The sequence below is a fragment of the Variovorax sp. Soil_C_39 genome, from assembly GCF_057656815.1.
This window is the reverse complement of sequence record NZ_JBDGJQ010000008.1, coordinates 98,406-110,090: the sequence shown is the minus strand read 5'-3', so window position 1 is coordinate 110,090 and position 11,685 is coordinate 98,406. Positions and strand designations below refer to the sequence as shown.

Here is an 11,685-nt window from a genome sequence, read left to right as displayed (position 1 = left end):
CGAAGCCCGAGGCTCTGGGGTGAACCCCGCATTCTTGGTCGGGTGCGGGGCTTTGACAATTGCATAGTCCATTGACAGACTGTCAAAGAATTTTTGACAAAATCGGCGCCATGGACCTTCAATCGCTGTCCCTGCTGGTCGAAATCATCGACGCGGGCAACCTCAGCGCCGCGGCGCGGCGGCTCAAGATGAGCCGCGCCAACGTCAGCTACCACCTCAACCAGCTCGAGCGGTCGGTCGGCGCGCAGCTCGTGCGCCGCACCACGCGCCGGGCCGAGCCGACCGAGATCGGGCTGCGGCTCTACCAGCACGGCATCGTGATCCAGGGCGAGCTGCTGGCCGCGCGCGAATCGGTCACCACGCTCGGCCAGGGGCTGCAGGGCCGCGTGCGGCTCAGCGTGCCGAGCGGCTACGGCCAGCTCGTGATGGCCGGCTGGCTGATCGACTTCAAGCGGCAGTACCCGGGCATCGTGCTCGACGTGGTGTTCGAGAACCGCATCGAGGACCTGCTGCGCGACGAGGTCGACATCGCGATCCGCGTGGTGCCCGAGCCGCCGCAGAACCTGGTGGCGCGCGACCTGGGCGCGGTGCGCTACGTGGCCTGCGCCTCGCGCGGCTATGCGGCGGAACATGCGCTGCCGCAGCAGCTCGACGAACTGCAGAGCGCCCCCGTGGTGACGGCGGCCGTCGTCGGGCGGCAGCTGCGCGTGTCGGCCTACCAGAGCCAGGAGCTGGGCGAAGTGCGGCGCGAAGTGGTGCTCGAGCCGACGCTGATCTCGGAAAACTTCCTGTTCCTGCGCCAGGCCATCCTGGCGGGCCTCGGCATCGGGCTGGTTCCCGACTACGTGGTGGCCGACGACATGCGCCGGGGCGACGTGGTCACCACGCTCGACGACTGGCGCCTGTCGCTCTTCGGCACGCAGATGTTCATGCTCTACATGCCGAACCGGCAGCACACGCGCGCGATCCGGACCTTCATCGACTTCATCCTCGCGTGCGTGCGGGTGCCAGGCGAGGACGCGCCGGCTCAGTCGCAGCGATAGGTCACCTCGGCGCCCGGCGCGCGGGCCGCCGCCTCGGGGTCGAGGTAGCGCATGGGCGCGCCGAAGTTGCGGCAATAGGCCTCGGCGTCCTGGGTGGAGGGCGACTTGAAAACGCCGTCGGCGAGGAAGACCACGCGCGGCGCGGTGCGCGGGGAGGCGCATCCCGCGGCAAGCAGCGCGGCAGCCAGTGCGAGCACGGAGAAGGAAGAGAGGCGGCGCATCGGACACGGCGCATCGCTGCGCATCGGGTGGAAAGAGCCCTGGACTGTAGCGGGCCGCGTGGCGAGCGACCCTGCGCGCAGCCGGTCTTTGTCAACGCCGGCGCCTCGGTGCTGTATATTCATACAGTCTTTTGACGCCCCAAGCCGCCGTGGAACTCCAGCGCAAACTCGCCATCCTTGCCGATGCCGCCAAATACGACGCCTCCTGCGCGTCGAGCGGTTCGCAGCCGCGCGACTCGGTCGGCGGACGCGGCATCGGCTCGACAGAGGGCATGGGCATCTGCCACAGCTACGCGCCCGACGGCCGCTGCATCTCGCTGCTCAAGGTGCTGCTGACCAACCACTGCCAGTACGACTGCCTCTACTGCGTCAACCGCGCCTCGAGCAACGTGCCTCGCGCGCGCTTTCGCATCGACGAGGTGGTGCAGCTCACGCTCGACTTCTACCGGCGCAACTGCATCGAGGGCCTTTTTCTGTCGAGCGGCATCGTCAAGTCGCCCGACCACACGATGGAGCAGGTGGTCGAGGTGGCGCGGGCGCTGCGCGAGGACCACGACTTTCGCGGCTACATCCACCTGAAGACCATTCCCGACGCAAGCGACGAACTTATCGCGCGGGCCGGCCGCTATGCCGACCGGCTCAGCATCAACGTGGAAATGCCGACCACCGAGGGGCTTCAGGCGCTCGCACCCGAGAAGGACGAGAGCGCCATCCGCCGATCGATGGCGCGGCTGCGGCTTGCGATCGACCACACGCGCGAAGAAGCGCGCCGCGTGGTGCCGATTCGCGTGCTGCCCGGCGCCGCCCCCGTGGCCGCCAAGCCGCCGCCCTTCGCGCCCGCGGGGCAGAGCACCCAGATGATCGTGGGCGCCGATGCCACAGACGACCGCGGCATCCTCGCGACCAGCGCCACGCTGTACGGCGCCTACCGGCTGCGCCGCGTCTACTACTCGGCCTTCAGCCCCATTCCCGATGCGGCGCGCGCGCTGCCGCTCACCGCCCCACCGCTCTTGCGCGAGCACCGGCTCTACCAGGCCGACTGGCTGATGCGCTTCTACGGCTTCGGCCACGAGGAGATCGTGGCGGCGCCCGACGGCCTGTTGCGGCTCGACGTCGATCCCAAGATGGCCTGGGCGCTCGCGCATGCCGAGCGCTTCCCGGTCGACCTGAACCAGGCACCGCGCGAGATGCTGCTGCGCGTGCCCGGGCTCGGCGTCAAGGCCGTCGACCGATTGATGCAGGCACGTCGGGTGCGACGCGTGCGTGCCGAAGACCTGCGGCGGCTCCATGTGCCCGCGCGCAAGGTGCTGCCGTTCGTGGTGGCCGACGGGCATCGGCCGGCGCGCGGCGCTCTCGCGGCGCCGCCGCGCACCGCGGTGCAGGCATCGCTGTTCTAGGGGTCGTGCGATGCAGGCGCTGCTCGACGATCCGGTCGACCTCGACGCATTCCGCCGCAGCGCCCGGCAACTGCTGGCCGCTGGCGTGCCGCCGGGCGAAGTCGAATGGCGTGTGCGCGACGCGGCCGGCGGCGATGGCGGCGGCGGCGCAAGCCAAGGCCTGTTCGGCGAGGCAGACACCATGCTGCCCGCGCCGCCCGCCGTGCCTTCGCATCCCGTGCCGGCCGCCTTCGTCGCACTCTGCGCCGACGTGGTCCTGCACCGCGACGACCAGCGCTTTGCCTTGCTCTACCGCCTGCTCTGGCGCCTCGCGCACGAACCCGCGCTGCGGCACGATCCACTCGACGCCGACATGATGCGAGCCCAGCGCATGGCCCGGTCGGTGCGGCGCGACATCCACAAGATGCGCGCCTTCGTGCGCTTCACGCGCGTGGCCGATGAGGTCGACGGGCTCGACCGGCATGTGGCGTGGTTCGAGCCCGAGCACCGCATCGTCGAGGCCAATGCGCCGTTCTTCGCGCGCCGCTTCGCGCAGATGCGCTGGGCCATCCTCACGCCCGACCGCTGCGTCGCGTGGGACGGTGCCGCGCTGGCCTTCCGGCCCGGCGCCGACCGGCGCGAAAAGCCCGCGCCCGACGCCGGCGAGCAGCTCTGGCTCACCTACTACGCGCACATCTTCAACCCCGCGCGGCTCAAGCTCGCGGCCATGCGCAACGAGATGCCGCGCCGCTACTGGCACAACCTGCCCGAGGCCGCGCTGATCCAGCCGCTGGCCGACGCCGCCGCGGCGCGCAGCCAGGCCATGATCGATGCACCGGCCACGCCCGTGCGTCGCATCCGCGCGCCCATCGCGCTGCACCTGCGCCCCGCGGAAGGCGTGGCGCCCGCGAGCCTGGCCGAACTGCAGGCCGCCGCGCACGGCTGCCGCGCCTGTCCGATCGGCGCGCTCGCCACGCAGGCCGTGTGCGGTGAAGGCCCGCTCGCGCCGCACCACATGCTGGTCGGCGAGCAGCCCGGCGACCAGGAAGACTTGGCGGGCCGGCCGTTCGTCGGGCCGGCCGGGCAGCTGCTCGACCGCGCGATGGCGCAGATCGGCTGGCCGCGCGACAGCGTGTACCTGGCCAATGCGGTGAAGCACTTCAAGTACGAGCTGCGCGGCAAGCGCCGCATCCACAAGACCGCCGGCCAGCGCGAGGCCGAAGCCTGCGCCCACTGGCTCGACCACGAGGTCGCGCTGGTGAAGCCGCAGGCGCTGGTCGCGCTCGGTGCCGCTGCGGCGCGTGCGCTGCTCGGGCGCCCGGTGGCGGTGCAGGCCGAACGCGGCATCTGGCTGCACGAACGCGCCGACGGCCGGCCGGTGTTCGTCACGCTGCATCCCTCGGCGCTGCTGCGGCTCGCGGACGGCGAGCGCGCCGCCGCGTATGCGCGCTGGCGCGACGAGCTGGCCGCCGCGCGCGGCACGGTTTCTGCTGCAATGGCGGCATGACGCCCGCCCATGCTTTGCTTGCCATCCGGCCGCTGACCGCCGAAGCCTTCTCGCCCTTCGGCACGGTGATTGCCGCCCCGACCGGCGAAGGCCGGCCCATCAACGGCGGCAGCGCGCAGCGCTTCGACCTCGTGGACGACCTGCAGCTCGACGCCGGCGGCGGCCGGCCGATGCTCGCGCTGTTCCGCGCGCAGGCACGGCGCTTTCCGCACGAGATCGTTGAACTGGAGCGCCATGCGCTCGGCAGCCAGGCCTTCGTGCCGCTCGGCATGCGGCGTTTCGTGATCGTGGTCGCACGTGCAGGTGCAGCGCCCACGTCGGCGGCCGATCTTTCGGCCTTCGTCACCGACGGGCTGCAGGGTGTGCTGCTCGCGCCCGGCACCTGGCACCATGCGCTGCTGGCGCTGGACGCGGGCGATTTCGTGGTGCTGGAGCGCCGCGCCGATGCGCCCGACTGCGCGCTTTGCCGCCTGGCCGCGCCGGCGGTGGTTCAGCCGGACTGAGAAGCTGTGAACGAACCGGCCATGCCCGCTCAGCCCGCCCAGACACGCCCGCTCGTCGTTGCAAATGCTCGCCGTAGCCCGAGCTACGACTGCGCTTTGCGCCTCGATCGGACGCGCCTGGACGACCTGCTCGGGCACGTCCAGTTCATTCACAGCTTCTGAGACGCTGCCGCGAGGCGCTCGGCCAGCGCGACCAGCGAGCGGTCCGAGCCTGCGGGGCCGAGCAGCGAAAGGCCCAGCGGCGCGCCGTCGCGCTGCGCGAGCGGCATCGACAGCTGCGGAAAGCCGCTGAGGCCCGCGATGCAGAGCATCCGGATCGAGCGGTCGCGGTAGTCCTCCAGGCCGGCCTCGGCCTCGCTGCGCAGTGGCGCGATGTCGGGCATCGTCGGCATCAGCAGCACGCCGTCATGGCCGAGCAGCTCGGCGAGGTGGCTGCGGAAGGCGCTGCGAAACGCACGGCCGGCGACGATCTGCGCATCGGTCACGCCGCGCGACCAGGCAAAGCGCTCCGCCACGCCGGGGCCGAGTGGCGGCGCATGGCGCTCGATCAGCGGCCCGTCGGTGAGCCATGCCTCATGGCCCTGCACGTAGCGAAAATTCCAGTACATCGCATCGAAGGAATCGAGCGCGACGTCGACATGTTGCGCGTCGCCGAGCACGGCCTGCACGCGCGCGGCGGCATCGGCCAGCGCCGCGGCCGCGGCCGGCACCGCGAGCGACCAGACATCGTCGGGACGCAGCAGCCGCACGCGCGCCGGCAGGGCCACCGCATCGGCGCCCAGCAGCACGTCGGCCACGCGCGCGAAGGTGGCGGCGTCGCGCGCGAACCAGCCGCAGGTGTCCAGGCTCGGCGCGAGGTCCATCACCCCCTCGAGGCTCACGCGCCCGTGCGTCGGCCGCAGGCCGTAGAGGCCGCAGTGGTTGGCCGGCGCGCGCACCGAACCGCCGGTGTCGGTGCCCAGCGCGAAGTCGCACAGGCCCCACGACACCGCCGAGGCCGAGCCTGACGACGAGCCGCCCGTGATGCGATCCTTCGCGGCGCCGTTGATCGGCGCACCGAAATGCGCGTTGTTGCCGTTCATCGAGAACGCGAGCTCGTCGGTCACGGTCTTGCCGACGAAGCGCGCGCCCGCGTCGAGCAGCTTTTGCACCGCGGGCGCGGTGCGTGTCTTGATGCCCGACATCGCGAGCACGATCGGGCTGCCGCCGCCGGTGGGATGGCCGGCCACGTCGAACAGGTCCTTGGCCGCGAAGCTCAGGTCGGCGAGCGCGCCGGTGGCCGCATGCGGCACCGGAACGTCGGGGTAGGGAACGAAGGCGTGGGCGGGGTCGTGCAATGGCATGGTGGTGCAGGTCGGCAGGGTCAGGCTACCAGGGTGGGGGCGATGGCGGCGGCAGCCTCGGTGCAGATGCAGCGCGCGCGGTGGTTCGGTGCCAGCTCGATGGCGGGCGGCTGTGCAATGCGGCAGGCCTCGGCGGCGAGGCTGCAGCGCTCGGCAAAGGCGCAGCCAGACGGCAGCGCGGAAAGGTCGGGCGGGGCGCCGCCGATGGTCTCTAGCCGCGCGCCGCGCGCGAGCGCGCCATGGGCCCGGCTCTTGAGCAGCGCGATGGTGTACGGGTGGCGCGGTGAACGGATCAACGCGCGCGCGCTCCCTTCCTCGACGATGCGGCCTGCATACATCACGGCGATGCGGTCGGCCACCTCGACGGCCGCGCCGATGTCGTGCGTGACGAAGATCACCGACAGGCCGAGGTCGCGCTGCAGCTCGCGCAGCAGCAGCAGGATCTGGATCTGCACCGTGGCGTCGAGCGCGGTGGTCGGCTCGTCGGCCAGCAGCAGTTGCGGGTTGCAGGCCAGCGCCAACGCGATCATCGCGCGCTGGCGCATGCCGCCCGACATCTCGTGCGGATAGGCCGCCAGGCGGCGCGCGGGGCTCGGGATGCGCACGCGCTCGAACAGCGCGAGCGCGCGCCGCTGCGCCTCGGCCGCACTGACGCCCTTCTCATGGCGCCGGATCGATTCGACGATCTGCGCACCGACCGAATACACCGGGTCGAGCGCCAGCAGCGGCTCCTGGAAGATCATCGACGCGACCTTGCCGCGGAAGCCGTCGAGCTCGCGCGTGGACATCGCCAGCACGTCGCGCCCGGCCACCTGCACCTGGCCGCCGATGCGCGTGCGGCGCTCGGGGTGCAGCCGCAGCAGCGTGCGCAAGGTCACGCTCTTGCCCGAGCCCGATTCGCCGATCAGCGCGACCACTTCGCCGCGGCCCACGTCCAGGCTCACGCCGCTTGCGGCATGCACGGGCTTGCGCCCGCCGGTGAAGGTGACGCTCAGGTCGCGCAGGCGGACCATCGGTTCGGTGACGGGTGGCGGGGCGTGGTTCATGCGGCCAACCTCTGTGCGTGGGTTTGCGCGGGCTGCGCCATCGGGTGTCCGCTGCCCGGTTCGTGAACCAGGCAGCTCACCGCATGCCGTGCGCCGGTGGCGATGCGCTCGGGCACCACCTGGCTGCACACCGGCGCCGCGAGCGCACAGCGCGGATGGAAGCGGCAGCCGCTCGGCGGATCGATCGGGTTCGGCGGGTCGCCCGCGAGCGCGGCGGTCTCGGTGCGGTGGTCGGGGTCCATCGAGGGCATCGACGACAGCAGTGCGCGCGTGTAGGGGTGCGCCGGCGCGTCGTAGAGCGTCTCGGACGGGCCGATCTCGGCGACCTGGCCGAGGTACATCACCATCACGCGGTCGCTCACGTAGCGCACCACGTTCAGGTCGTGGCTGATGAAGACGTAGGTCAGGCCGAACTCGGCCTTCAGGTCGAGCAGCAGGTTGATGACCTGGGCCTCGACCGACTTGTCGAGCGCCGAGACCGCCTCGTCGAGGATCACCATGCGCGGCTGCAGCGCCAGCGCACGCGCGATGTTGACGCGCTGGCGCTGGCCGCCCGACAGCTCGTGCGGATAGCGCTCGGCAAAGCGCCGCGGATCGAGGCCGACGCGCGCGAGCAGGTCGCGTGCGCGCGCCACCGCGTCGCGCCGCGGCAGGCCGTGCACCTGCGGCCCGAAGGCGACGGAGTCCTCGATGGTGAGGCGCGGATTGAGCGAGGCGTAGCTGTCCTGGAACACCATCTGCACCTGGCGCCTGAATTCCTTCAGCGGCAGGTCGCGGCCGCCGACCTCGCGGCCGTCGAACACCACCTCGCCGCGCGTCGGCGCGATGAGCTGCATCAAGAGGCGCGCCGTGGTCGACTTGCCGCAGCCCGATTCGCCGACCACGCCCAGCGTCTCGCCCTTGTGCACCTCGAAGTCCACGCCGTCCACGGCGCGCACCACGCCGCCGCCGCGGCCGAGCGCGTCCTTCTTGAGCGGGAAGTGCTTGACCAGGCCCGAGATGCTGAGCAGCGGCTGCGCCGGGCCGCCGACGTCGTTCAATGGATTCATGCTCACCCCTTGTTGTCCATCGCCGAGCGCAATCCGTCGGACAGCAGGTTGAAGGAGATCGAGGTGACGAAGATCATCAGCCCGGGCAGGGCCGCCACCCACGGCTGCACGTAGATCGCGGTGCGCAGCGTGTTGAGCATCAGCCCCCACTCGGGCTCGGGCGGCTTCACGCCCAGGCCCAGGAACGACAGGCCCGAGGCCAGGATCATCGACACGGCGATCAGGCTCGTGGCGTAGACGAAGATCGGTCCGAGCACATTGCCGAGCACGTGCACCCGCACGATGGTGAAGGGGTTCGCGCCCGAGGCGCGCGCCGCCTCCACGTAGTCGCGCGTGCGCACCTGCGTCGTCACGCTCTCGGCCACGCGCGCGATCTGCGGAATGAACACCACCGTCAGCGAGATCAGCGAATTGACCACGCCCGCGCCCAGCGTGCCCGACAGCGCGATCGCGAGCAGCACCGACGGGAAGGCGTAGAACACGTCGATCGTGCGCATGATCAGCGTGTTGGTGAGACCGCCCGCGTAGCCCGCGACGATGCCGATCACCGTGCCGAGCACGAAGGCGCAGAACACCGGCGTGATGCCGATGAACAGCGACAGCCGGGCGCCCACGATCAGGCGCGAGAGCATGTCGCGCCCCTGTTCGTCGCTGCCGAGCAGCAGCCCCTCGGTGCCGATCGGCTTGAGCCGCTTGAGCATCGAGGAGGCATACGGGTCGGCCGGCGCGAGCCAGGGGCCGAACACCGCCAGCCCGATCAGCAGCAGCACCACCAGCGCGGCACCCATGGCGACCGGATCGCGCACGAAGCGCAGCACCACCGAAGTCCAGTAGCCGCGCGAGCGCTGCGGCGGCAGGGGCTCGGCGGCGATGAGGGGAGCGAGAAGGGCGGACATGGCGATGGGTCTTCAGGCCCGCGCAATGCGCGGATCGAGCAGGGTCTGCAGCACGTCGACCAGCAGGTTGAGCACCACGAAGAACAGCGCGAGCACCAGGATGGTTCCCTGCAGCAGCGGCAGGTCGCGCTGGAAGATGGCGGAGTTCAGCAGAAAACCGGTGCCGGGCCAGGAGAACACCGTCTCGATGAGGATCGAGCCGCCGAGCAGGTAGCCGAGCTGCAGGCCCATCACCGCCAGCGCGGTAGGCGCGGCGTTCTTGACCATGTGGCGGAACACGCCGAAGTGCGTGAGGCCCTTGGCGCGCAGGCCGATGATGAACTCCTGGTCGAGGATCTCGGCCACCAGCGCGCGCACCGTGCGCGCGATGATGCCCATCGGGATCACCGACATCGTGAGCGCCGGCAGCACCAGAAACTGCAGGTGCGCCCAGTCCCAGGCCCAGTCGCTCGAGCCGCCCGGGCCGGCGCCCGTGGCGGGCAGCCACATGAGCTGCGACGAGAACACGATGACCATCACCATGCCGAGCCAGTAGTGGGGCACGCTCACGCCGAGCACCGAGAACATCGAGGCTGCGCGGTCGATCCACGAGCCGCGGAAGTAGCCCGCCACGAAGCCGAAGAGCGAACCCAGCACGAAGCCGATGAAGGTGGCCACCACCGCGAGGCGCAGCGTGTTGCCGACGGCGGTGAACACCTCGCCGGCCACCGCGCGGTTGCTTGCGATCGACATGCCCAGGTCGCCGTGCAGCGCGCGCCAGAGCCACATCGCGAACTGCTCGGGCAGCGAGCGGTTGAAGCCGTAGAGCTCGCGCAACTGCGCCTGCAGCTCGGCCGACGCGTCGGGCGGCAGGATCGACACCAGCGGGTCGCCCGGCGCGATGTGCACCAGCAGGAAGCACACCAGCGCCACGCCGACCATGATCGGCAGGGCGTAGACGATGCGGCGCAGCAGGTAGGCGAGCATCGCGCGCTCAGTCCATGGTCATCGTGGCGATGTCGATGAACCAGCTTTTCGGCTGCACCACGTTCTTGACCTTCGCCGACATGGCGCGTGGGCCCACGTCGTGCGCGATCCAGACGAAGGGCGCGTCGTCGACCACGTGCGCATGCAGCTTTGCCAGTGCCGCGTCGCGCGCCTTGTCGTCGAAGCTGGTGCGCGCATCGGCCACGAGCTTGTCGACCTCGGCATTGCCGTAGTAGCCCCAGTTGTTCGACACCGGCGGGAACGCCTTGGTGCTCACGAAGCGCACCATCGCGAAGAACGGGTCCATGGCGGCGAAGCTCACGTTGGTGGCATTGGCGCCGTTGGCCGACGGGTCCTTAGCGCCCTTGCGCCAGTTGGTGAAGAGCGTGTTCCATTCGATCACGTCGAATTCCACGTCGAAGAAGCACTGCTTGAGCGACTGCTGCGCGTACTCGTTCATCGGCAGCGGCTGCATCTGGCCCGAGCCCGAGGCCGAGATCTGCACCTTCACCTTGATCGGCTTGGCGGCCGAATAGCCGGCCTGCGTCATCAGTGCCTGCGCGGCCTTCACGTCGTAGCGGATGTCGAACTTGGGGTTGCCCCACCACGGATGGCCGGGCGGCACGGTGCCCTTGGGCTCGGCCATCATGCCGCCGAGCAGCTGCTTCATGCCGCCGCGGTCGACGCACAGGTTGGCCGCCTGGCGCACGCGCTTGTCGAGCCAGGGCGAGCCTTCGGCGAACGACAGCTGCCAGGGCCACACGTGCGGCTGCGCATTCGAATAGATCTTGAAGCCGCGCTGCGTGATCTGCGGCATCGCGTCGGGCGCGGGCGCCTCGATCCAGTCGACCTGCCCGCCCAGCAGCGCGGCAGTGCGCGCGTTGGCCTCGGGCATCGGCAGCATGACGACCTTGTCGATCTTGGGCACGCGCTTCGCGTCCCAGTAGGACTTGTTGGCGGCCAGTTCGAGCCGCTCGCGCGCCACGAAGCGCGTGACCCGGAACGGGCCCGAGCCGGCCGGGTCGGCGGCGAAGGCCGTCCACGCGGCCCTGGCCTTGTCGGCCGGCGCGGCGCCGCTGGCGGCGTCGAACTTCTTCTGCCAATGGGCCGGGGAGGCCATGAACAGGTTCGACAGGTTGATCGGCAGGAAGGCATCGGGTTCGCTGGTGGTCAGCTCGACCGTCATGTCGTCGATCTTGCGTGCGGTGCGCAGCGTCGGCATGCGAGAAGCGGTCACGCCGACCTGGCTCGCGTCGAACTGCGGCGCGTCCTTGTCGAGCACCTTCTGCACGTTCCAGACCACGGCATCGGCGTTGAAGGCCGAGCCGTCGTGGAACTTGACGCCGGGACGCAGCTTGAACACCCACCGCGTCTTGTCCTTCGCGTCGACGGCCCACGATGTGGCCAGGCCGGGGATCAGCACGCTCGGCGCATCGGCCTTCGACAGGTCCCAGTGCGTGAGCGCGTCGTAGATCGGGATGCCGGTGAATCGGTTGCCCTCGAAGCCCTGGTCGGGCTGGCCCAGCGTGCGCGGAATGTCGGCCGCGGTCATCGCGATGCGCAAGGTCTTCTCCTGCGCCAGCGCCGGCGCGGCGGTGAGGGCCAGAACGGCGAGCGCCGCGCAGGCGACGAGGGACTTCGACAGGACGATCGGGGCGGGGGCGGCACGCTTCACATGGAACTCCGTGGGGTGGGGACGGACATCACAAGCACGACGTGTGCCAGCACGTGCCGC

General features: G+C 70.6%; 11 protein-coding genes. 4 read left to right on the top strand and 7 right to left on the bottom strand.

What is annotated here, in order from left to right:
* The first annotated feature begins 110 nt into the window (after window positions 1-110).
* Window positions 111-1,043, top strand: coding sequence for a LysR family transcriptional regulator (locus AC3A6J_RS20165; RefSeq protein ID WP_487861757.1), 933 nt, complete (start codon window positions 111-113; stop codon window positions 1,041-1,043).
* Here the strand turns inward: AC3A6J_RS20165 and AC3A6J_RS20160 are convergent.
* The gene (locus tag AC3A6J_RS20160) at window positions 1,028-1,240 is read right to left on the bottom strand and encodes a hypothetical protein (protein ID WP_487861756.1); all 213 of its coding nucleotides are present in this window, start codon (window positions 1,238-1,240) and stop codon (window positions 1,028-1,030) included. The genes AC3A6J_RS20165 and AC3A6J_RS20160 overlap by 16 nt on opposite strands.
* 173 nt (window positions 1,241-1,413) lie before the next feature.
* Here AC3A6J_RS20160 and AC3A6J_RS20155 point away from each other — a divergent pair, with 173 nt between their 5' ends.
* Genes AC3A6J_RS20155 through AC3A6J_RS20145 form a run of 3 tightly spaced genes read left to right on the top strand, consistent with a single transcriptional unit; the run spans window position 1,414 to window position 4,650 of the window.
* Entirely contained in the window at window positions 1,414-2,661 is a 1,248-nt protein-coding gene (locus AC3A6J_RS20155) for a putative DNA modification/repair radical SAM protein (RefSeq protein WP_487861893.1), read from the top strand.
* A gap of 10 nt (window positions 2,662-2,671) precedes the next feature.
* Window positions 2,672-4,147 carry a UdgX family uracil-DNA binding protein gene (locus AC3A6J_RS20150; protein ID WP_487861755.1) on the top strand — a complete coding sequence of 492 codons (1,476 nt, stop codon included), beginning with the start codon at window positions 2,672-2,674 and terminating at the stop codon, window positions 4,145-4,147.
* A complete protein-coding gene (locus tag AC3A6J_RS20145; protein WP_487861754.1) occupies window positions 4,144-4,650 on the top strand; it encodes an ureidoglycolate lyase in 507 nt (168 codons plus the stop codon). The genes AC3A6J_RS20150 and AC3A6J_RS20145 overlap by 4 nt, the downstream gene beginning before the upstream one ends.
* Before the next feature lie 149 nt (window positions 4,651-4,799).
* Here the strand turns inward: AC3A6J_RS20145 and AC3A6J_RS20140 are convergent, their stop codons facing one another.
* The 6 genes from AC3A6J_RS20140 to AC3A6J_RS20115 are packed head-to-tail and all read right to left on the bottom strand — an operon-like array spanning window position 4,800 to window position 11,625.
* Window positions 4,800-5,993, bottom strand: a complete 1,194-nt coding sequence (locus AC3A6J_RS20140) for an amidase (RefSeq protein ID WP_487861753.1) — start codon at window positions 5,991-5,993, stop codon at window positions 4,800-4,802.
* Between the two features lie 20 nt (window positions 5,994-6,013).
* Entirely contained in the window at window positions 6,014-7,006 is a 993-nt protein-coding gene (locus AC3A6J_RS20135; protein ID WP_487861892.1) for an ABC transporter ATP-binding protein, read from the bottom strand.
* A gap of 29 nt (window positions 7,007-7,035) precedes the next feature.
* The gene (locus AC3A6J_RS20130) at window positions 7,036-8,088 is read right to left on the bottom strand and encodes an ABC transporter ATP-binding protein (protein WP_487861752.1); all 1,053 of its coding nucleotides are present in this window, start codon (window positions 8,086-8,088) and stop codon (window positions 7,036-7,038) included.
* Window positions 8,089-8,090: 2 nt separating this feature from the next.
* Complete coding sequence (locus AC3A6J_RS20125; protein ID WP_487861751.1) at window positions 8,091-8,984, bottom strand: ABC transporter permease; 894 nt, start codon at window positions 8,982-8,984, stop codon at window positions 8,091-8,093.
* A gap of 12 nt (window positions 8,985-8,996) precedes the next feature.
* Window positions 8,997-9,950 carry an ABC transporter permease gene (locus AC3A6J_RS20120; protein ID WP_487861750.1) on the bottom strand — a complete coding sequence of 318 codons (954 nt, stop codon included), beginning with the start codon at window positions 9,948-9,950 and terminating at the stop codon, window positions 8,997-8,999.
* A 7-nt stretch (window positions 9,951-9,957) separates the two neighbouring features.
* Window positions 9,958-11,625, bottom strand: a complete 1,668-nt coding sequence (locus AC3A6J_RS20115; protein WP_487861749.1) for an ABC transporter substrate-binding protein — start codon at window positions 11,623-11,625, stop codon at window positions 9,958-9,960.
* Between the last annotated feature and the right edge of the window lie 60 nt (window positions 11,626-11,685).

Excerpts from the sequence above, each read along its gene's own strand:
- AC3A6J_RS20165 (WP_487861757.1), top strand. The coding sequence starts at position 111 with ATGGACCTTCAATCGCTGTCCCTGCTGGTCGAAATCATCGACGCGGGC.
- AC3A6J_RS20135 (WP_487861892.1), bottom strand. The coding sequence starts at position 7,006 with ATGGTCCGCCTGCGCGACCTGAGCGTCACCTTCACCGGCGGGCGCAAG.
- AC3A6J_RS20130 (WP_487861752.1), bottom strand. The coding sequence starts at position 8,088 with ATGAATCCATTGAACGACGTCGGCGGCCCGGCGCAGCCGCTGCTCAGC.
- AC3A6J_RS20150 (WP_487861755.1), top strand. The coding sequence starts at position 2,672 with ATGCAGGCGCTGCTCGACGATCCGGTCGACCTCGACGCATTCCGCCGC.
- AC3A6J_RS20120 (WP_487861750.1), bottom strand. The coding sequence starts at position 9,950 with ATGCTCGCCTACCTGCTGCGCCGCATCGTCTACGCCCTGCCGATCATG.
- AC3A6J_RS20125 (WP_487861751.1), bottom strand. The coding sequence starts at position 8,984 with ATGTCCGCCCTTCTCGCTCCCCTCATCGCCGCCGAGCCCCTGCCGCCG.
- AC3A6J_RS20145 (WP_487861754.1), top strand. The coding sequence starts at position 4,144 with ATGACGCCCGCCCATGCTTTGCTTGCCATCCGGCCGCTGACCGCCGAA.
- AC3A6J_RS20140 (WP_487861753.1), bottom strand. The coding sequence starts at position 5,993 with ATGCCATTGCACGACCCCGCCCACGCCTTCGTTCCCTACCCCGACGTT.